The organism is Micromonospora sp. CNZ297 (assembly GCF_007827625.1).
The window spans coordinates 87,520-107,839 of sequence record NZ_VISU01000005.1; the positions used below are offsets into that span (position 1 = coordinate 87,520).

At 72.8% G+C, this 20,320-nt stretch carries 18 protein-coding genes; 13 read left to right on the forward strand and 5 right to left on the reverse strand.

The window, feature by feature from the left end; translation table 11 throughout:
• Positions 1 to 54 precede the first annotated feature (54 nt).
• Positions 55 to 1,155 (reverse strand): MaoC/PaaZ C-terminal domain-containing protein, encoded by a 1,101-nt coding sequence (locus FB454_RS11380; protein WP_357087794.1) that lies wholly within the window; start codon positions 1,153 to 1,155, stop codon positions 55 to 57.
• A complete protein-coding gene (locus FB454_RS11385; RefSeq protein ID WP_145822922.1) occupies positions 1,155 to 2,513 on the reverse strand; it encodes a 3-oxoacyl-ACP reductase in 1,359 nt (452 codons plus the stop codon). The genes FB454_RS11380 and FB454_RS11385 overlap by 1 nt, the downstream gene beginning before the upstream one ends.
• Positions 2,514 to 2,568: 55 nt before the next feature.
• Between FB454_RS11385 and FB454_RS11390 the strand changes: the two genes are divergently transcribed.
• The 4 genes from FB454_RS11390 (at position 2,569) to purB (ending at position 6,726) form a co-directional block, all read left to right on the forward strand.
• The gene (locus tag FB454_RS11390; RefSeq protein WP_145822923.1) at positions 2,569 to 3,861 is read left to right on the forward strand and encodes an acetyl-CoA C-acetyltransferase; all 1,293 of its coding nucleotides are present in this window, start codon (positions 2,569 to 2,571) and stop codon (positions 3,859 to 3,861) included.
• Between the two features lie 93 nt (positions 3,862 to 3,954).
• Entirely contained in the window at positions 3,955 to 4,470 is a 516-nt protein-coding gene (locus tag FB454_RS11395; RefSeq protein WP_013283415.1) for a SigE family RNA polymerase sigma factor, read from the forward strand.
• The gene (locus tag FB454_RS11400) at positions 4,467 to 5,213 is read left to right on the forward strand and encodes a hypothetical protein (RefSeq protein ID WP_145754999.1); all 747 of its coding nucleotides are present in this window, start codon (positions 4,467 to 4,469) and stop codon (positions 5,211 to 5,213) included. Before FB454_RS11395 ends, FB454_RS11400 begins: the two co-directional genes overlap by 4 nt.
• A gap of 88 nt (positions 5,214 to 5,301) precedes the next feature.
• Positions 5,302 to 6,726, forward strand: coding sequence for an adenylosuccinate lyase (purB, locus tag FB454_RS11405; protein WP_145754998.1), 1,425 nt, complete (start codon positions 5,302 to 5,304; stop codon positions 6,724 to 6,726).
• A 94-nt stretch (positions 6,727 to 6,820) separates the two neighbouring features.
• Here the strand turns inward: purB and FB454_RS11410 are convergent, their stop codons facing one another.
• Together FB454_RS11410 and FB454_RS11415 are read right to left on the reverse strand one after the other, a co-directional pair.
• Positions 6,821 to 7,396, reverse strand: coding sequence for a YbjQ family protein (locus tag FB454_RS11410; RefSeq protein WP_174361687.1), 576 nt, complete (start codon positions 7,394 to 7,396; stop codon positions 6,821 to 6,823).
• A gap of 12 nt (positions 7,397 to 7,408) precedes the next feature.
• Positions 7,409 to 8,092 carry a S1 family peptidase gene (locus FB454_RS11415; protein WP_013473438.1) on the reverse strand — a complete coding sequence of 228 codons (684 nt, stop codon included), beginning with the start codon at positions 8,090 to 8,092 and terminating at the stop codon, positions 7,409 to 7,411.
• Between the two features lie 470 nt (positions 8,093 to 8,562).
• Here FB454_RS11415 and purS point away from each other — a divergent pair, with 470 nt between their 5' ends.
• The 4 genes from purS to FB454_RS11435 all read left to right on the forward strand — a co-directional run bounded on the left by purS (position 8,563) and on the right by FB454_RS11435 (position 13,042).
• Complete coding sequence (gene purS, locus FB454_RS11420) at positions 8,563 to 8,826, forward strand: phosphoribosylformylglycinamidine synthase subunit PurS (RefSeq protein ID WP_013283420.1); 264 nt, start codon at positions 8,563 to 8,565, stop codon at positions 8,824 to 8,826.
• On the forward strand, positions 8,823 to 9,506 hold the full coding sequence (gene purQ / locus FB454_RS11425; RefSeq protein WP_145754997.1) for a phosphoribosylformylglycinamidine synthase subunit PurQ: 684 nt from the start codon (positions 8,823 to 8,825) through the stop codon (positions 9,504 to 9,506). The genes purS and purQ overlap by 4 nt, the downstream gene beginning before the upstream one ends.
• Before the next feature lie 64 nt (positions 9,507 to 9,570).
• Complete coding sequence (purL, locus tag FB454_RS11430) at positions 9,571 to 12,282, forward strand: phosphoribosylformylglycinamidine synthase subunit PurL (RefSeq protein WP_145754996.1); 2,712 nt, start codon at positions 9,571 to 9,573, stop codon at positions 12,280 to 12,282.
• Between the two features lie 10 nt (positions 12,283 to 12,292).
• Positions 12,293 to 13,042 (forward strand): 2-phosphosulfolactate phosphatase, encoded by a 750-nt coding sequence (locus tag FB454_RS11435; protein WP_030273407.1) that lies wholly within the window; start codon positions 12,293 to 12,295, stop codon positions 13,040 to 13,042.
• Positions 13,043 to 13,133: 91 nt separating this feature from the next.
• Here the strand turns inward: FB454_RS11435 and FB454_RS11440 are convergent, their stop codons facing one another.
• Positions 13,134 to 15,458, reverse strand: coding sequence for a carboxypeptidase-like regulatory domain-containing protein (locus FB454_RS11440; protein WP_030273409.1), 2,325 nt, complete (start codon positions 15,456 to 15,458; stop codon positions 13,134 to 13,136).
• A gap of 160 nt (positions 15,459 to 15,618) precedes the next feature.
• On the opposite strand from FB454_RS11440, the gene FB454_RS11445 reads away from it, so the two are divergent.
• From FB454_RS11445 to amcA, 5 genes are all read left to right on the forward strand, one after another.
• Positions 15,619 to 15,972, forward strand: coding sequence for a sterol carrier family protein (locus tag FB454_RS11445; protein ID WP_041798746.1), 354 nt, complete (start codon positions 15,619 to 15,621; stop codon positions 15,970 to 15,972).
• Between the two features lie 168 nt (positions 15,973 to 16,140).
• The gene (gene purF / locus FB454_RS11450; RefSeq protein ID WP_013283425.1) at positions 16,141 to 17,658 is read left to right on the forward strand and encodes an amidophosphoribosyltransferase; all 1,518 of its coding nucleotides are present in this window, start codon (positions 16,141 to 16,143) and stop codon (positions 17,656 to 17,658) included.
• Positions 17,659 to 17,715: 57 nt separating this feature from the next.
• Complete coding sequence (gene purM, locus FB454_RS11455) at positions 17,716 to 18,870, forward strand: phosphoribosylformylglycinamidine cyclo-ligase (RefSeq protein WP_013283426.1); 1,155 nt, start codon at positions 17,716 to 17,718, stop codon at positions 18,868 to 18,870.
• Positions 18,871 to 18,997: 127 nt separating this feature from the next.
• A complete protein-coding gene (amcB, locus tag FB454_RS11460; protein WP_174361756.1) occupies positions 18,998 to 20,089 on the forward strand; it encodes a cyclophane-forming radical SAM peptide maturase AmcB in 1,092 nt (363 codons plus the stop codon).
• Positions 20,070 to 20,282, forward strand: a complete 213-nt coding sequence (gene amcA / locus FB454_RS11465) for a multiple cyclophane-containing RiPP AmcA (protein ID WP_013283428.1) — start codon at positions 20,070 to 20,072, stop codon at positions 20,280 to 20,282. Before amcB ends, amcA begins: the two co-directional genes overlap by 20 nt.
• Positions 20,283 to 20,320: the final 38 nt, after the last annotated feature.

Consider the following 20,320-nt stretch of genomic DNA (forward strand, 5'->3'; position numbering starts at 1 on the left):
AATCTGAGAACAACTTAGCGCCGAAAAGAGGGGACGGCAAGTCCCCTCTTTCGCTCAGCGCACCGAACCGACCAGATGCGGCCTTCCGTCCCGGGCGCTGTGCAGCGCGAAGTCCCAGCCCTCGCCGGTCGGCGAGGCGCTGAACGCGACAGTGGACGGCAACGGCACCGGCAGCTTGAACGACACGTCCACCGTGTACGCCTCGGGCAGCCGGGGCTCCAGCGCGGCCAGGCAGCGGGCCTTGCTCCACATGCCGTGCGCGATCGGGCGCGGGAAGCCGAACAGCCGCGCGCCCAGCTTCGAGGTGTGGATCGGGTTGTGGTCGCCGGAGACGCGCGCGTAGTCCGTACCCACCCGGGGCGTCACCCGCCACCGCGCCGAGGCGGCCGGCGGCGCCGGGCGGTCACCCCGGTCGCGCCGCGGGCCGCCGCCTGCGGCGCGCTCCTTCCCGAGGTACGTGGACACGCCGCGCCACACCTCCTCGCCGCCGATCGAGCCGACCAGCACCACGTCGAGCTGGCGGCCCCGCTCGTGCGGGCGCAGGTTCTCCGCGTACGTGTGGAAGTCGACGCTCTCGCCGACCTCGACCGGGCGGTGCACGGTGATCCGGTTGGCCACGTGCACCACGCCGGTGAGCGGGATGGGGAAGCCCGGACCCGTCATCAGCCGCAGCGACAGCGGGAATCCGAGCACGTGCAGATACGTCGCCGGCAGCCGGTCGGTCAGCCGGAACCCGCACACCCGGTCGTAGTCCGCCAGGTGCCGCTGATCCACAGCGACCCCCGAGACGCCCAGTTCAAGTCCCGGCACGTCCGCCCCGCGACGCCCCCCGACCCCCGGCACCACTCCCAGCAGCGCCCGCCGGTAGAGCGCCCCACTCGCAGGCAGCCGCGACAGTGCCACGCGCCGCCGCCCCTCCGACCCCGCCTCTTCCCTCTCCCCTTCACCCCGTCGATCATGAGGTTGGCTGCCTTGTGGATCTCCAGAAGTGCCGTCAACTTCATGATCGTCGGAGGAGGGGCGGGCCTGGGTGGGGTGGGACTGGGGGTGGGACTGGGCCTGGGCGGCGGCTCGGGCTGCGGTCAGGTCCCGGGTGGGGCCCTCGATCAGGTCGTGCAGGGTCAGGTCGTCGTCCTCGTGGTCACGGGGTGCCATCACGCCCCCAGCAGGCTCTGGCCGCAGACCCGGACCACGTTGCCGCTCACCGCGCCGGTCGCCGGCCAGGAGAGCCAGCCGATCGTCTCGGCCACGTCCACCGGCAGGCCGCCCTGGGCCATGCTGTTCATCCGGCGTCCCGCCTCGCGGATCGTCAGCGGGATGCGCGCGGTCAGCCGGGTCTCGATGAAGCCCGGCGCCACGGCGTTCAGGCTGATCCCGCGCCCGCGCAGCACCGGCGACAGCGAGTCGACCAGGCCGATCACGCCGGCCTTGCTCGTCGCGTAGTTGGTCTGCCCCCGGTTGCCGGCGATCCCGGCGATCGACGAGACCGACACGATCCGGCCGCCGGCCGGGATCAGATCGCGTTCCAGCAGCACGTCGTTGATGCGCTCCTGACTGGACAGGTTCACGTCGATCACCGAGTCCCACCGGTCGGCGTCCATCCGGCCCAGCGTCTTGTCCCGGGTGATGCCCGCGTTGTGCACCACCACGTCGACCCGCCCGTGCCGCGACGCCAGATACTCCGTCAGCCGCGTCGGCGCATCAGGGCCGGTCAGGTCGAGCTGCACCGCGCTGCCGCCGATGTCGTTCGCGACAGCGGCCAGCTCGTCCCCGGCCGCCGGGATGTCCAGCGCCACCACCTGGGCGCCGTCGCGGGCCAGCACCTTCGCCAGCGCCGCGCCGATGCCCCGGGCCGCGCCGGTCACCAGCACCACCTGCCCGGAAAGCGGCCGGTCCCAGTCGGCCGGCGCCACGGCGGTGCCGGTGCCGACGCGGACGACCTGGCCCGAGACGTACGCGGACCGGCCGGAGAGCAGGAACCGGAGCGTGGACTCCAGGCTCACCGGGGTGCCGGCGTCACCCTCGCGTGTCACGTAGACGAGCTGGGCGGTCACGCCCCGGCCGAACTCCTTGCCGATGCTGCGGGTCAGGCCCTCCAGCGCACGCTGGGCGGTAGCCTCCCGGGGGGAGCCGCACTCGGCCGGCGGGGTGCCCAGCACGATCACCCGGCCGCTGGGCAGCAGCGAGCGGGCCTGCGGGTGGAAGAAGTCGTAGAGCTGGCGCAGCCCGGCGGAGTCGGTGATGCCGCTGGCGTCGTACACCAGGGCCGCGAAGCGGCGGTCGGCGTCGTGGGCGGCGACCGGGTCGGCCAGCTCGACCCCGGCGGCGGTCAGGATCTTGCCGGCCGGCTCGGCGATCCGGCCGCCGGCCGAGGAGCCGAGCAGGACCGGCCCGGGAACGAGCGGGTCGCCCGGCGTGTGCCGGCGCAGTCGGGGCGGGTCGGGCAGCCCGAGGCGCTTGACCAGCGCGCGACCGGCCCCCGTCTGGACGAAGCTCGCGTACCTGTCGGTCATAGGCGTAGCCTACTGGCGAGTAGGGTTCGGGCAACAGTTTCGAGGGAGGCCGATCGTGCAGAGTGTCCGGCGGGTCGCGGTCATCGGGGGCAACCGCATCCCCTTCGCCCGGTCCAACTCGCGCTACGCGCACGCGTCGAACGCGGACATGCTCGGTGCGGCGCTCGACGGGCTGGTCGCCCGGTTCGGGCTGGCCGGCGAGCGGGTCGGCGAGATGGTGGCCGGCGCGGTGCTCAAGCACTCCCGCGACTTCAACCTCACCCGTGAGGTGGTGCTCGGCTCCCGGCTCGACCCGCACACCCCCGCGTACGACATCCAGCAGGCCTGCGGCACCGGGCTGGAAGCGGCCATCCTGGTCGCCAACAAGATCGCCCTCGGGCAGATCGAGGTCGGCATCGCCGGCGGCGTCGACACCACCTCGGACGCGCCGCTCGCCGTCAACGAGGACATGCGGCGCACCCTGATCCAGCTCAACTCGGCCCGTACGCTCGGCGAGCGGCTCAAGGTCGCGGCGAAGCTGCGCCCGCACCAGCCGTTCAAGCCGGAGATCCCGCGCAACGCCGAGCCGCGTACCGGGCTGTCGATGGGTGAGCACGCGGCCCGGACCGCGCTGCGCTGGAACGTCGACCGGGCCGCGCAGGACGAACTCGCGCTGCGCTCGCACCAGCGGCTCGCGGCCGCGTACGACAAGGGGTTCTTCGACGACCTGATGACCCCCTACCTGGGGCTGACCCGCGACCAGAACCTGCGCCCGGACACCAGCCTGGAGAAGCTCGGCTCGCTCAAGCCGGTCTTCGGCGCCTCCGGCGCGGACGCCGAGCGGGCCACCATGACCGCCGGCAACTCCTCGCCGCTCACCGACGGCGCGTCCACTGTGCTGCTCGCCTCCGAGGAGTGGGCCAAGGCGCACAACCTGCCGGTGCTGGCCTGGTTCTCCTGGTCGGAGGCCGCCGCCGTCGACTTCGTGCACGGCGACGAGGGCCTGCTGATGGCCCCCGCGTACGCGGTGCCCCGGATGCTGGCCCGGGCCGGGCTGAGCCTCCAGGACTTCGACTTCTACGAGATCCACGAGGCGTTCGCCTCTCAGGTGCTGGCCACCCTCGCCGCCTGGGAGTCGCCGGAGTTCTGCAAGGAGCGCCTCGGCCTGGACGCCCCGCTCGGCTCGATCGACCGGGACAAGCTCAACGTCAACGGCTCGTCGCTGGCGGCCGGACACCCGTTCGCCGCCACCGGTGGCCGGATCGTCGCCACGCTGGCCAAGCTGCTGGATGAGAAGGGGAGCGGGCGCGGCCTGATCTCCATCTGCGCGGCCGGCGGGCAGGGCGTGACAGCGATCCTGGAGCGCTGACGAGGACGCCCGCCCGGTTCTGCGCCGGGCGGGCAACCCGCGTGCCGGCTCGTTCCGTCCCCTGGGCATGAGGCGAGCGAGGGGTGGCACTTCGTGACCGGGCGCGACGAGGAGTTCCGCGACTACGTGACCGCCCGGCTGGAGCCGCTGCGCCGGACGGCGTACCTGCTCTGCCGGGACTGGCACACGGCGGACGACCTGGTGTCGATCACGTTGAGCAAGCTCTACCGCAACTGGCGGCGGGCGCTCGGCGCGGACAACCTCGACGCGTACGTCCGGGGGATGCTCACCAACGCGTGGCTGGACGAGCGGCGCCGGCCGTGGCGGCGGGAGCGCAGCACCGACGAGGTGCCGGACCGGGCCGACCTGGCAGCCGGGGAGCCGTCGGTCGGTGAGCGGGAGATGCTGCTGGAGCTGCTGGGCCGGCTCGCGCCGCGCCGACGGGCGGTGGTGGTGCTCCGCTTCTACTGCGACCTGTCGGTCGAGGAGACCGCGCAGATCCTGGGCGTCAGCACCGGAACCGTGAAGAGTCAGGCCGCCCGTGCGCTGGAGACGCTGCGGCTGCTCGCCTCGCACCATTCGGCAGCGGAGAGCGGGAGGCAGAGATGACGTACCGGCAGATCTTCGACGAGGCGATCGGCGATGCGCCGCCGACGACGGTGGACGTGGACGCCCTGGTGGCGCGGGAGGGCCGGCGTCGGCGGCGAACGGTGGGGGCGTACGCCTCGGCGACCGCGGTGCTGGCCCTGGCGCTCGGCGTCGGCGTGGTCGTGCAGCCGGGGGCGTCCGGTGGTCCGGCGCCCGCCCACTCGGCCGCGTCCGCCGCCGCACGGACCGAGCCGGAGCGCCTGCGCGCGGCGATGCTCGCCGCGTTCCACCGGGAGGCACCGGACCTGCGGTGGGTGCAGGGCGCGTCGACCGGGGACCGCGAGACCTGGGACGGCCCGGTCACCGACGCGCCGCCGTGGTCGGTGCAGCGGTTGCAGTGGGAGTCCGCGACCGGCTGGTTGGCTGTGGGTGTCGCCGCTCGGGGCGAGGTCCGGTCGTACCTGAACATCAACGTGGGCCGGGTACGCCCCGGCCACACGTCGGGCCCGGACCGGTGCCGCCCCGGCGAGGTCACGTGCCGGTCCTTCACCGGCCCCGGGGGCGAGCTGGTGGTGGCGCACGACGCGGAGGGCAGGAACGTGGCGGGGCCGGTGACCAAGCGCACGGTCCTGCGTACCGTGACCGTCAAGCGGGCCGACGGTGCGTTCGTGTCGGTGCAGACGGTCTCGTCCACCGACCGGCACCTGATGACAGTCGAGGAGATGGCAGCGGTCGCGCTGGACCCGGAGATCCGGCTGGGCTGACGGTGTGTCCCGGTCCGGCCCGCCCACAGGCCGGACCGGGTACCGGCGTCGCCGGGACCGGCCCGGGCCTCATGAAAGACTGAGGTACGTGACGACGATCCCGAACGTGCTCGCCAACCGGTACGCCTCGCCCGAACTGGTCGCCCTCTGGTCACCGGAGGAGAAGGTCCGGATGGAGCGCCGGCTCTGGCTGGCGGTGCTCAAGGCCCAGCGTGATCTCGGCGTGCCGGTGCCGGACGGGGTGGTCGAGGCGTACGAGCGGGTGGTCGACCAGGTCGACCTGGCCTCGATCGCGGCGCGGGAGCGGGTCACCCGGCACGACGTGAAGGCCCGGATCGAGGAGTTCAGCGCGCTCGCCGGGCACGAGCACGTGCACAAGGGGATGACCTCCCGCGACCTCACCGAGAACGTCGAGCAGCTCCAGATCCGTGCCTCGCTGGAGCTGATCCGGGACCGGGTGGTCGCCACGCTGGCCCGGCTGGGCTGGCACGCGGGGGAGTACTCGGCCCTGGTGATGACCGGCCGGTCGCACAACGTCGCCGCGCAGGCCACCACGCTCGGCAAGCGCTTCGCGTCGGCGGCCGAGGAGCTGCTCATCGCGTACGAGCGGCTGGAGGATCTGATCGGCCGCTACCCGCTGCGCGGGATCAAGGGGCCGGTGGGCACCGCCGCCGACCAGCTCGACCTGTTCGACGGCGACGCCGCCAAGGTGGCCGAGCTGGAGCAGCGGGTGGCCGGGCACCTGGGCTTCCGCCGGGTGCTGGACAGCGTGGGCCAGGTCTACCCGCGCTCGCTGGACTTCGACGTGCTCTCCGCGCTGGCCCAGGTGGCCGCCGCGCCGTCGTCGCTCGCCACCACGATCCGGCTCATGGTGGGCCAGGAGCTGGTCACCGAGGGCTTCAAGCCGGGCCAGGTCGGCTCCAGCGCGATGCCGCACAAGATGAACACGCGCTCGTCGGAGCGGGTGAACGGCTTCGCGGTGATCATCCGGGGCTACCTGTCGATGGTCGGCGAGCTGGCCGGTGACCAGTGGAACGAGGGTGACGTCTCCTGCTCGGTGGTGCGCCGGGTAGCGCTGCCTGATGCGTTCTTCGCCGCCGACGGGCTGTTCCAGACGTTCCTCACCGTGCTGGACGAGTTCGGCCCGTACCCGGCGGTGATCAACCGGGAGCTGGAGCGCTTCCTGCCGTTCCTCGCCACCACGAAGATCCTGGTGGCGGCCGTGCGCCGGGGTGTGGGCCGGGAGGTCGCGCACGAGGTGATCAAGGAGCACGCGGTCGCCGTGGCGCTGGCGATGCGGGAGAAGGGCGCGGCCGAGAACGACCTGTTCGACCGCCTGGCCGCCGACGGCCGGCTGGGCCTGACCCGGGCCGAGATCGACACGCTGGTGGCCGACCGCAACGCCTTCGTCGGCGCCGCCACCGACCAGGTCGCCCGCGTGACCGCAAGAATCACCAGGGTCGTGGAGTCCCACCCCCAGGCGGCGACCTACTCCCCGCCCCCCATCCTCTGACGGCCCTGTTCTTCTGGTCGATCATGAGGTTGGCGGCACTCAGGGAGATCATTCCTGCCGTCAACTTCATGATCGACGCGGCAGGACAAGGGGGTCAGGGGCCGGTGGGGGTTTCGGCCGCGGAACTCAGGTTGGGGGCGCTCGCGGGCTCGGCGATGCCGCCGGGCGCGGAGGCGATCTCCGGCTCGTGAGCGGTCTCGGCCGCGATCGCCGGCTGGTCCGGCGGCATGACGTCCGGCATCTTCGGCGCGACGATCACCGCCGTGCCGTACGCGCAGATCTCCATCCACATCTCGCCGCAGTCGCGGCTGTCGAAGCGCATGCCGATCACCGCGTTCGCGCCCAGGCGGCGCGCCTCCTCGCCGAGGCGGGCCACCGAGTCGGTGCGCCACCGGGTCAGGTTGTCCGGCGCCATCGGGTCGTAGGCGCCACCGCGCAGGTTCTTGACCCCCTCGCGGTACGGGTTGCGGGTCCTCGCCATCGAGGAGACCACTTCGCCGAGGATCTGGCGGATCTCGTAGCCGGGCAGTTGATCCGTCGTCACGACCAGCACGCTTCCGATGCTGTCAGTCCCCGGCCGGGTGGTTCGCGAGCCGTGTTCAGCTGATCGGATGCTGAAAAACGGCGCGGCGCGGACGGCCGGGCCGCACCCGACCGATCCGCGCCGCATCGGCATCAACCGTCAGACACCGGCCGTCGAGGTGATCCAGGCCCGGTTGTACGCAACACTGCCGTAGTTCTGGATGCTCTGGCCGTCGGCGGTGGAGGCGACGCCGACCTGCCGGCCGTTGTAGAACTGCGGGCCGCCCGAGTCGCCCCGCCACGCGTTGCCGTTGACCCGGGTGCTCCGGATCGCCTGGCCGCCGTACGCGTCGGTGACGCTGGTGCTGGTCACCCGGACGCTGGCGGTCTTGAGCTGGGGCGACGCGCCGCAGCCGCTGTAGCAGGTCATGCCCCAGCCGTAGATGGTGTTGGTCGAGCCGACCGGCGGGTTGCTGCTGGCCAGCGAGACGGCGGAGGTGCTGACCGTGCTGGACAGGCGCAGCAGGGCCAGGTCGTAGCGGGTGTAGGAGGCGCTCACGGTGCGGGTCACGCCGCCCGAGGCGTAGTAGACGCTGCCGACCCGGACGGACATGGTGCCGCTGACGCAGTGCCGGGCGGTGAGCACCCACTGGGGCGCGATCACGCTGCCGGAGCACGTGAACGAGCCGTTGCTGAAGACGGCGGCGGCCCACGGCGCCGACGAGACGGTGCCGCCGCCGATGATCGGCTGGGGGCCGGCCGGCGCGGCGGTGGCGCCGGAGGCGGTGGCCAGGACGCCGGCCAGCGCGGTGGTCAGCACGGCGAGCAGGGGACGGAGGCGCATGTCGGGGCTCCTTCTGCGCGGACGCCCGGGGTTGCCGGGCAGGGGGTGACACCCGCCGGATGGGGTGGGCCGGCGAGGGACGTCGATCTAACTCATCGACATCTGACGATGCATGCTACGGCCGTGACACCCTCTGTCACAAGGTGCGGATCGAATCGCGCCGATGGCGTGACGCGCGCCGCGTGCCGCGCGGGCGCGCTGTCGGATACCGGTCGAAGGTGGGGTGTTTCGCGGCAGAATGCCTGGTAGGAGGTGGTGCCAGGGGGCGTCCACAAGCACGGAGCGCAACGAATTCGCATCGGCGCCGCAACGAACGGGCAACGGTGCCCGTCCGGTGCCGCCGGTGGGGCCGATCGGTGCCGGAACTGCCCCCGGCCGGTGCGGGCCGGGCGGTATCTGCCAGGTAGGCTGGCTCCGCTCGCCCGATTGTTGGGCCGGCACCCAACTGCGTACACAGTCAGGAGTGCCCAGTGCCTCGCGTCGTAGTCGACGTCATGCTCAAGCCCGAGATCCTCGATCCGCAGGGCCAGGCCGTCGCAAACGCGCTGCCCCGCCTCGGCGTCAGTGACGTCGCCTCGGTTCGGATCGGCAGGCGGATCGAGATCGAGTTCACCGGCGAACCGGACCTGGACCGGGCCCGGGAGATCGCCGACAAGCTGCTGGCCAACCCGGTCATCGAGGACTTCACCGTCCACGTGGTCACCGCCGACGAGACCGCGGGCGCGCAGTCGTGACCGCCCGGGTCGGTGTGGTCACCTTCCCCGGCTCGCTCGACGACGGGGACGCGGCCCGGGCCGTACGGATCGCCGGCGCCGAGGTGGTCCGGCTCTGGCACGGCGACCCGGACCTGCACGGGGTGGACGCTGTCGTCCTGCCCGGCGGCTTCTCCTACGGCGACTACCTGCGCTGCGGCGCCATCGCCCGGTTCGCACCGGTGATGGAGACGATCGTCCAGGCCGCGCGCGGTGGCCTGCCGGTGCTCGGCATCTGCAACGGCTTCCAGATCCTCTGCGAGGCCCATCTGCTGCCCGGGGCGCTCACCCGCAACCAGCACCTGCACTTCCGCAACCGGGACCAGGTCCTGCGGATCGAGAGCACCGGCACCGCCTGGACGAACGCGTTCCAGCCGGGCCAGGAGGTGCTCGTCCCGGTCAAGAACGGCGAGGGCTGCTACGTCGCCGACCCCGCGACGCTCGATCGGCTGGAGGGCGAGGGCCGCGTCGTCGCCCGCTACGTCGGCGGCAACCCCAACGGATCGCAGCGCGACATCGCCGCGATCACCAACGAGGCCGGCAACGTCGTCGGCATCATGCCGCACCCCGAGCACGCGGTGGAGGCGCTCACCGGCCCCTCCCTGGACGGCCTCGGCTTCTTCACCTCGGTGCTCAAGCATCTGGTGGGAGCGCCGGCGTGATGGTGGCCGGGAACATCGGTCGGCCCACCCGCCGCACCGGCGGCGAGCGCAGCAAGGAGACGTCATGACCACCCATCCGGACCCGGCCCTGCGCGAGCCGCAGGGCGTGGTGCCGCAGGCCGGCCCGACCGACGACTGGGCGCTGGGCGTGGACACCGTTCCCCGGGCCGCCGACTCGCCGGAGGAGCTTCAGCCGTACGCCGAGCTGGGCCTCCGCGACGACGAGTACGACCGGATCCGGCACATCCTCGGCCGCCGGCCCACCCAGGCCGAGCTGGCCATGTACTCGATCATGTGGAGCGAGCACTGCTCCTACAAGTCGAGCAAGGTGCACCTGCGCCAGTTCGGCGAGAAGGCGCCGCCGAGTGACCGGCTGCTCGCCGGCATCGGGGAGAACGCCGGCGTGGTCCGGGTCTCCGACGAGCTGGCGGTGACCTTCAAGGTCGAGTCGCACAACCACCCGAGCTTCGTCGAGCCGTACCAGGGCGCGGCGACCGGCGTCGGCGGCATCGTCCGCGACATCCTCGCCATGGGCGCCCGCCCGGTCGCCGTGATGGACCCGCTGCGCTTCGGCGCGGCCGACCACCCGGACACCGCCCGGGTGCTGCCCGGCGTGGTCGCCGGCGTCGGCGGCTACGGCAACTGCCTGGGCCTGCCCAACATCGGCGGCGAGGTCGTCTTCGACCCCTGCTACCAGGGCAACCCGCTGGTCAACGCGCTCTGCCTGGGCGTGCTGCCGGTCGACCGGCTGCAGAAGAAGGACGCCACCGGCCCCGGCAACATCGTGGTGCTGATGGGCGCCAAGACCGGCCGCGACGGCATCGGCGGAGTGTCCGTGCTCGCCAGCGCCACCTTCGACGAGGGCAGCGAGCAGCGCCGCCCGTCCGTGCAGGTGGGCGACCCCTTCATGGAGAAGCTGCTCATCGAGGCCTGCCTGGAGCTGTACGACGCCGAACTGGTCGTCGGCATCCAGGACCTCGGCGGCGCCGGCCTGACCTGCGCCCTCACCGAGACCGCCGCCTCCGCCGGCACCGGCATGCGGGTCTGGCTGGAGCGCGTGCCGCTGCGCGAGCCGTCGATGGAGCCGCACGAGATCCTGGCCAGCGAGTCCCAGGAGCGGATGCTGCTCGTCGTCTCGCCGGACAAGCTCGACGCCGTGCTGAAGACCGCCGAGAAGTGGGGCGTCTGGGCCACCGCCATCGGCGAGGTCACCGCGCCGTCGGCGGACGGCCAGCCGGGCCGCCTGGTCGTCACCTGGCGCGACCAGCTCGTGGTGGACGTGCCGCCGGGCTCGCTCGTCGATGACGGCCCGGTGTACGCCCGGCCGATGCGCGAGCCGGCCGACCTGATCCTGCTCCAGGCCGACCGCGCCGAGACGCTGCCCCGGCCGAGCACCCCGGAGGCGCTCCGGGAGACCGTGCTGCGCATGATCGCGTCGCCGAACCTGGCCGACAAGACCTGGGTGACCGAGCAGTACGACAGGTACGTGCTCGGCAACACCGTGCTCGCCCAGCCGGAGGACTCCGGCGTGATCCGGATCGACGAGCGCAGCGGCCTGGGTGTCGCGCTCTCCGTCGACGGCAACGGCCGGTACGCCCGCCTCGACCCGTACCACGGGACGAAGCTGGCGCTGGCCGAGGCGTACCGGAACGTGGCGGTGACCGGCGCGAAGCCGATCGCGGTGACCAACTGCCTGAACTTCGGCTCGCCGGAGGACCCGGGCGTGATGTGGCAGTTCGCCGAGGCCGTGCGCGGCCTGGCGGACGGCTGCCTGGAGCTGGGCATCCCGGTGACCGGCGGCAACGTCAGCTTCTACAACCAGACCGGCGCCGCCGCCATCCACCCGACCCCGGTGGTCGGCGTGCTGGGCGTGCTCGACGACGTCGCCGACCGGGTGCCGATAGGCTTCGTGCCGCGTCCGGCCGGCGACCACGACCAGCTCTTCCTGCTGGGCGAGACGCACGTCGAGCTGTCCGGCTCGGAGTGGGCCTGGGTGACGCACGAGCACCTGGGCGGCATCCCGCCGCAGGTCGACCTGGCCCGCGAGCGGCAGCTCGCCGAACTGCTGGCCGAGGCGGCCCGGGTCGGGCACCTCAGCTCCGCGCACGACCTGTCCGACGGCGGCCTGGCGCAGAGCCTGGTCGAGTCGGCTCTGCGCCGCGGCGTGGGCGCCCGGGTCGTGGTGCCGGAGCACTTCGCCGGTGGCTCGATGCCGTTCGTGTTCCTGTTCAGCGAGTCCGCCGGCCGCGTGCTGGTGTCGGTGCCGCGCGGCCACGAGAAGGCGTTCACCGCCCTCTGCGCCGAGCGCGGCGTGCCGTGGGAGTTCATCGGCGTCACCGACCCGGCCTCCGGCGGGCTGGAGGTGCACGGCCAGTTCCGGATCGGCCTGGACGAGCTGCGCGAGGCGCACACCGGTACGCTCCCGCGGCTGTTCGGTGCCGCCGAGGCGGCCCGCGTGGAGGTGGAGGCGACCCGTACCGGGACCACCACTGTGCTTCCGGCCACCGCCGAGCAGCCGGTCGGCGTGGACCCGGCCGCTGTCGACGCCGAGCCGATCGCCAAGGCCGGCCGGGACGCTCCGGCGGCCGACGCCGAGGCGTCCGCACCCGCCGCCGCGGCGGAGCCCGAGGCGTCCGCTGCGGCGTCCGACGAGGCCGAGCCGGCCGAGGGTACGGCGACACCGGCAGTCGACGGAAACCCGGCCCAGGACGAGTCGGCGCCCGCCGACGGGTCCGACGCTCCGGCTCCCGGTGAGCCGGCGCCGGGTCAGCGCTGAGGCGCTGGCCTTGGCCGTCTTCGCCCAACCCGGCGCCGGTGCCCGGTTCGACTGGGGACTGACCGGGGCGGCGGAACTCGGCCGGGTCTGTGCCGCCCTGGTGGTGGTGGACGTGCTGTCGTTCACCACCGCCGTGGAGGTTGCGGTGAGCCGCGGCATGCGGGTGCACCCGTTCCCGTGGGGCGAGCAGGCTGCCGACTACGCCCGCCGGGTGGGGGCCGTGGCCGCTGTGGGCCGCCGGAAGACGACGACCGAACACCCGTGGTCGCTGTCCCCGGCGGCGCTGCGGGCCGCGCCGGTCGTCGCCGACCTGGTGCTGCCGTCACCCAACGGTTCGGCGATCAGCGCCGCTGCGAGCGCCACCGGAGTGCCGGTGGTCGCGGCGTGCCTGCGTAACGCACCCGCCGTCGGGCGCTGGCTGCGCGCCGAGGGGTACGGCTCGAAGGACGCACCCGTGGGCGTGGTGGCGGCCGGGGAGCGCTGGCCCGACGGGTCGCTCCGGCCGTGCGTGGAGGACCAGCTCGGTGCGGCCTGCGTGCTCGACGCGCTCGCCGATGTGCCAGGCGGGCTCTCGGTGGAGGCCGCGATGGCGCTCGCCGCGCTGGCGAGCACGCCGGACGTGCCGGCAGCGGTCCGGGGATGCGTCTCCGGGCGGGAACTCGCCGAGGGCGGCTTCGCCGAGGACGTCACGGTCGCGACCGAGGTGGGCGTCTCCGACGTGGTGCCGGTGCTCCGCCAGGGCTACTTCGCCCCCGCCTGAGCACCGCTTCTGCTCCCGTCCTGCGGGGCCCGCTGACGACTGTGGCCGCCCGCTGTTCGCGGGCGGCCACAGTTCTCACGTCTGGTGTCTGTCAGTCGTCCAGCCAGTCGAGGCGTCGTCCGCTCCGGTCCGCCTGCCCGTCCGGGCGGGCGCGACCCGCCTGCGCCGGGTCGTTGGAGTAGCCGTTGTCGTAGCCGCCCCCGCGCTGCTGCGGCGGCTCCTGGCCGTAACCGCCCTGCTGGCCGTAACCGCCCTGCGGGTTCTGACCGTAGCCCTCGCCGTATCCGCCGCCCTGCTGGCCGTAGCCGCCGGACTGGTGACCGCCGTCGTAACCGCCACCGGCGTTGCCGTAGCCGCCGGCCGGCGCGTCGCCGTATCCGCCCTGCTGACGAGCGCTGTCGTAGCCACCTGTCGCGCCGCTGTCGTAACCCCCGGCGCCCTTGTCGTAGCCACCCTGGGACCGGCTGTCGTAGCCGCCGGCGGGGTTGTCGTAGCCGCCCGCGGGCGCATCGCCGTATCCGCCCTGCTGCCGGGTGCTGTCGTAGCCGCCGGCCGGGGCGTCGCCGTAGCCACCGGCAGGGGCATTGTCGTACCCGCCGGTCGGTGCGTCGCCGTAGCCGCCGCCCGCCGCGCGACCGCCGCCGTAGGCCGGGGCGTCGCCGTACCCGCCGGTCGGGTTGTCGCCGTAGCCACCGCCCGCGGCGTTGCCGTAGGCGCCGGTGGGCTCGCCGTATCCGCCCTGCTGGCGGGTGCTGTCGTAGCCGCCGGTCGCGCCGTTGTCGTAGCCGCCCGACGCGGCGCCGTAGCCACCGGCCGCGCCGTAAGCGTCGCCCTGCTCCGGGCCACGGCCGTACGGGGCCGAGCCGGCCTGGTCGTAGCCGCCGCGGTCCTGCTCCGGCTGGTAGGTGCTGGTGGGGTACGGGTCGGCCGCCGGTGCGTACTGCGTGCTGTCACCGGTGTAGCGGCCGGTGGGCTCGTCGAAGCGCTCGTTGCCGTAGCCACCGCCCTGGGCCGCGTAGCCGGCTGCCCCAGCAGCGGCACCTGCGGCATAGTCCGGGTTGCCGTAGCCGGCACCGGAGGAGGGTCCGTTGCCGTAGCCGCCGCCCGAGGAGGGCGCGTTGCCGTAGCCGCCCGCGCCGCCGTAACCGCCCTGGCCCGCTGCGTCGTCGCCGTAGCCGTAGCCGCCCTGGCCGCCGCCCGCGCCGTACGCCGGGCCGGGCGGCGCGCCGTACGGGTCCGGCGGGACGTCGTCCACGACCGGCCGCTGGAGCATGGTGGGGGCGTCGCTGATCGAGGGGCCGCCGACCATCGTCGCGGCCGGGGCGCCCATGCCGTTCACCACGCGGGTCTGGTCGTCGGTGCCGTGGTACGCGCCCCGGGCCGCCGGGATCGCACCGGCCGCGCCGGGACCACCCGGACCGGCCGGTCCACCCGGACCGTCGCCATCGCCGTCGTCGCCCTCGTTCTTGCGGCGCATGTAGAGCAGCACGATGGTGCCCACGCCGACGGCGACGAACAGGCCGCCGAGCAGGATGAGCAGCCAGGAGCCGAAGCCGCCGGAGTCCTCGTTCGCGGCCGGCTGCTGCGCGGCGGGCGCCTCGGCCGACGGGGTGTCGGTCGCCTCCTCGTCGAGCGGCTCCTCGGACGGCGGGGCGGACTCACTCGCCGACGGGGTGGCGCTCGGGCTCGCCGACGCCTTCACCTGGATGCTGAGCCGGACACCGGTCACCGACTGGCCGGCGTTCGCGTTGATCGACCGGGCGACCGGCGATGCGCCGTCGGTGGAGGCGCCGAGGTCGATCCGGCCGGGCGCGATCGGGTTGGACTCGGAGCCGCTGAAGCTGAAGTTGCCGTTACCACTGGTGTTGGTGCGGCGTTCCTTGCCCGCGCTGTCGCGGAGCATGACGAGGGCGCCCTCGATCGGATCGCCGTCGGCGTTTACCACCTTGCCCGAGACCGTCTTGACGGTCTGCGGCTGCTGCGGCGCCTCCGGACCACGCACCGTCATGTTCCGCGAGTCGCCAGCCTGGTCGCCGCCGGCCCGAGCGGAGACCCGGACCTGTCCTGCCTTGTTGGCACCGGGCGCGAGGTTGTCGGCGACGAGCGTCACGTTGAAGGTCGCTGACTCACCGTTCCCGATGGATCGGGCGGGGATCCGGCACTCGCCCTGACACTTCAGTCCGTCGAACGTTTCGACATTGATGCTGAAGATGCTCGTCGAGTCGTTGTTGTTCTTGACGGTGAAGCTCATGGCGGTCTGCTGACCGCTTGACAGGGAGTCTGTCGACAGGCTGGTGATCTGCACGTCTGGGTTCGCCGCGAGGGCGGGAGCTGCGGGGACGGTGAGCAGGGCGCCGAAGACCAGCGCTACGACCACACCGGCCCGCTGCTTCCAGGCACGTCGGTGTGTTGACACGTCCACCGCCTTCCGGGTCTGATCCCCCCGTCGGCCGCTCGGCCGAGGTTGATCACTCACGGTACGAATAACGCCGTCGGCAACTATGCCTTGTCTGACCGGATCATCTCTACCCAGGGCCGCCGTCGGGCGGCCTTCTGCCGGGTCGTATCGTCCCGTCGTGTCCTCTCCGCACGCTTATTCCGAAGCGGTACGCGCCGCACTGGTGGCGCTGGACGAGGGGCGTACGCCCGAACGGCCGGTGCTCCGGGAGGCGGTCCGGACGCTCTTGGCTGCCCTCGCGGATCGCGCCCCCGGCCGATCGGTGGAGGTGCGCGTCCCACCCTACGGTGCGGTCCAGTGCGTGAGTGGTCCACGACACACCCGTGGTACGCCGCCGAACGTGGTGGAGATGGACCCGCCGACCTGGCTGGCGGTCGCCACCGGACGCCAGGGATGGGCGGAAACGGTCACTGAGGGTCGCATCCGGGTTTCCGGGAACCGGGCTGACCTCTCCCCGTACCTCCCGATTTAGGCGTCGAGCAGGGCAAACCCTGCTCACGCTGAGCGGACGCTTCGTGACTGTCGGTGTCGACTGCTGGTCGCGTACACTGAGAGCCGACGACGGTCCCGGCCCATGCGTGCGGAGCTGCCCCCCTGACTCCGCCAGGCCAGTCCAGACCCCACTGCGAGGGAGCGGCAGGTGCCCCGAGGCGATGGCCGGCTGAGCCACGACCTTGACCCCCAGCGACCCGGCCCACAGGACGCGTGCGGCGTCTTCGGCGTCTGGGCGCCGGGTGAAGAGGTCGCCAACCTCACCTACTTCGGGCTCTACGCCCTCCAGCACCGCGGTCAGGAGGCCGCGGGCATCGCGGTGAGTGACGGCTCCGGTGTCGTGGTCTACAAGGACCTCGGCCTGGTCGCCCAGGTGTTCGACGAGCCGACGCTGGCGAGCCTGCGCGGCCACGTCGCGATCGGGCACGCACGCTACTCCACCACCGGCGGCTCGACCTGGGAGAACGCCCAGCCGACCATCCGTGCCACGACCGCCGGCACCACGATCGCGCTGGCGCACAACGGCAACCTGGTCAACACCGCCGAGTTGCAGCGCGAGGCGGCCGTGCGGGGGCTCGACTCGGACGGCTCGACGAACGACACCTCGCTGGTCACCATGCTGCTGGCGAGTCGGCCCGACCTGTCGGTCGAGGCGGCCGCGCTGGAGGTGCTGCCGCAGCTGCGCGGCGCGTTCAGCTTCGTCTTCATGGACGAGTCGACGCTCTACGCGGCGCGGGACGCGCACGGCGTACGCCCGCTGGTGCTCGGCCGGCTCGAACGCGGCTGGGTGGTGGCGAGCGAGACCGCCGCGCTGGACATCGTCGGCGCGAGCGTGGTGCGCGAGGTCGAGCCGGGCGAGCTGATCGCCATCGACGAGAACGGGCTGCGTTCCAGCCGGTTCGCCTCGCCCGAGCCCAAGGGCTGCCTCTTCGAGTACGTGTACATCGCCCGGCCGGACGCCACCATCGCCGGCCGCAACGTGCACGCCGCGCGGGTGCAGATCGGCCGCCAGCTCGCCAAGGAGCATCCGGTCGAGGCCGACCTGGTGATCCCGGTGCCGGAGTCCGGCACGCCGGCCGCGATCGGCTACGCCGAGGAATCAGGCATCACCTACGGCCAGGGCCTGATGAAGAACCCGTACGTCGGGCGCACGTTCATCCAGCCCTCGCAGACGCTGCGCGCGCTCGGCGTCCGGCTGAAGCTGAACCCGCTGCGGCAGAACGTACGCGGCAAGCGCCTGGTGGTGGTGGACGACTCGATCGTTCGGGGCACCACCCAGCGGGCGATCGTCCGGCTGCTGCGCGAGGCGGGCGCGCTGGAGGTCCACGTCCGGATCTCCTCGCCGCCGGTGAGCTGGCCCTGTTTCTACGGCATCGACTTCGCCACCCGCGCCGAGCTGCTCGCCAACGGGCTCGACAACGACGGCATCCGGCGGTCCATCGGTGCCGACTCGCTCGGTTACGTATCGCTGCCCGGTCTCATCGCCGCGACCGAGCAGCCGAAGAGCCGGCTCTGCCGGGCGTGCTTCGATGGGGAGTACCCCATCGAACTGCCGGCCGGGAACCTGATCGGCAAGCACGTGCTCGAAGGAGTGGGACGCCGGGTCGCCGCCGAGGCGGCCGGGCCGACCGGTCCGCTCGTCGCCACACCGACCCACCACCCGTAGCACCACCGACGCGGGTCCGGCCGCTCCGGGCCCGCGGGAACCACAAAGGGGAGAACCGTGACGCACGTGTCCGAGCGCAGCGGCGCAGGATCCAGCCCGACGGGCGCCGGCGGCGACCGCCAGCCCTGGTCGGCGGGTTCCGGCCGGACGCAGCGCAAACGCTCGGTCTCGTACGCCGACGCCGGGGTGTCGATCGAGGCGGGCGACCGCGCGGTCGAGCTGCTCAAGTCGAAGGTCAAGGAGACCCGGCGCCCCGAGGTCATGGGTGACCTGGGCGGCTTCGCCGGCCTGTTCCGGCTGGACACGAAGAAGTACAAGAACCCGATCCTGGCCTCCTCGACCGACGGCGTGGGCACCAAGCTGGTGATCGCCCAGCAGCTCGACATCCACGACACGGTCGGCATCGACCTGGTCGCCATGGTCGTCGACGACCTGGTGGCCTGCGGCGCCGAGCCGCTGTTCCTGCTCGACTACATCGCCACCGGCGAGGTCGTGCCGGACAAGGTCGCCGAGATCGGCGCGGGCATCGCGGACGGCTGCCGGTACGCCGGCTGCGCGCTGCTGGGTGGCGAGACCGCCGAGCACCCGGGCGTGCTGCGCCCCGACGAGTACGACATCTCGGCCACGGGCGTCGGCGTGGTGGAGGAGAGCGAGATCCTCAGCCCGGAGCGCGTCGAGGTGGGCGACGTGGTGATCGCCATGCGCTCGTCCGGCCTGCACTCGAACGGCTACTCCCTGGTCCGGCACGTGCTGCTCGGCGCCGGCCGGATGCGGCTGGACGTGGTGATCGACGACTTCGGCCGCCAGCGGACGCTCGGCGAGGAGCTGCTCACCCCGACCAAGATCTACGCACAGGACTGCCTCAAGCTGATCGCCGAGGCCGAGGTGCGGGCGCTGGCCCACGTCACCGGCGGCGGCATCCCCGGCAATCTGGTCCGGGTGCTGCCCGAGCACGTCGACGCCGTGGTGAACCGCTCCACCTGGAAGCCGCAGCCGATCTTCGACCTGATCCAGTCCAAGGGCCGGATCGAGGACCCGGAGATGGAGGCGACCTTCAACATGGGCGTCGGCATGTTCGCGATCGTCTCCGCCGAGGACGCCGACCGCGCGCTGGCCACCCTGACCGGCCGGGGCGTGGACGCCTGGCAGGCCGGCGAGATCATCGAGGGGTCCGGCAACGTGCAGATGGTCGGGCAGCACACCCGAGGCTGATCACCCTGCGCCGATCGGCCGGGCACTTTATCGGGGGTTCACCCGAGCGGTCGCCGCGGCCTAGCCTGGAGGTTCGGTTTTCAGGCAGGCGGGGGAGGTGCTGATGGCTGCGCGCACGCCCGGAGGGATGCGGGGCATCTCTGCCGTCCCGTCGTACGTGGTGATGCAGCCGACGACGCTGTGCAACCTCGACTGCGCCTACTGCTACCTCCCCTTCCGGGCGGTCGACAGGCGGATGCCGGTGGCCGTCGCCGAGGCGGTGGCGGCGTCGGTGAACCCGTGGGCGGCGGGCGGTCGATTCTCCGTGGTCTGGCACGGAGGGGAGCCGCTCGCTGCGGGCCGGGAGCACCTGGCCGCGCTGCTGGCGCCGTTCGGGCCCGACGTCGAGCACCACGTGCAGACGAACGCCACCCTGATCGACGACGCCTGGTGCGCGTTCTTCGCCGAGCACCGGGTGCGGGTCAGCATCAGCGTGGACGGGCCGCGGGCGCGCAACGGCGAGCGGGTCACCCGGGGCGGGCGGCCCGCGTACGACCGGATCGTGGCGGGTGTGGCGGCGCTGCGCCGCCACGGCCTGCCGTTCTCGGCGCTCGCGGTGGTCTCGCGGCCGGAACCGGGCCTGGCGACCGAGCTGTACGACTACTTCCTCGACCTGGGCTGCGACGTGCTCGGCGTCAACATCGAGGAGACCGAGGGCGTCAACACCCGGACGAACGCGCGCGACGAGGGTGCGGTCACCGGGTTCTGGGCGGAGCTGGTGGCGGCCTGGCGCCGGGATCCCCGGATCCACCTGCGTGAGGTGGAGTGGTCGCTGCGGTACGCGGGCGCGGTCCTGGCCGGCACCGCCGACGACCTGCTGCCCCGGAGCCTCGACCCGATCCCGACGGTCGGGCACGACGGCTCGGTGGTGGTGCTCTCGCCGGAGCTGGCCGGCTTCACCGACCCCCGGTACGGCGACTTCGCCAGCGGGAACGTGCTGACCACGCCGCTGGGCGACATCCTCGCGGGCGCGGCCGGTACGCCGTGGGTGGGCGAGTTCCTCACCGGCGTGGAGGCGTGCCGGGCGTCCTGCGCGTACTTCGGGTTCTGTGGCGGCGGGCACGCCGCCAACCGCTACTTCGAGCTGGGGCGTTTCGACGGTACGGAGACCGAGCACTGCCGTAACAGCAAGATCCGCCTACTGGAGGGAGTGTTGGAGCATGCCCGAGACCATCAGTGACACCGACCGGGAGGCGGTCGCCGACCGGGTGCGGGACGCCGCTGCGGGGCTTACCGCTCTGCTTCGGGAGGCGGAGGCGGCGCGGCTGCTGCGGGCGGAGGTGTCGGGCGGCGACGGCGCCGACGCGGTGTGCGCGTGGAACCACTTCGAGAACATCCCGACGTTCTACAACTGGAACAACCGGCCACGCTGAGGGAACGGTTCCGCGATCAAGGACCTGCCGGCGCGTCG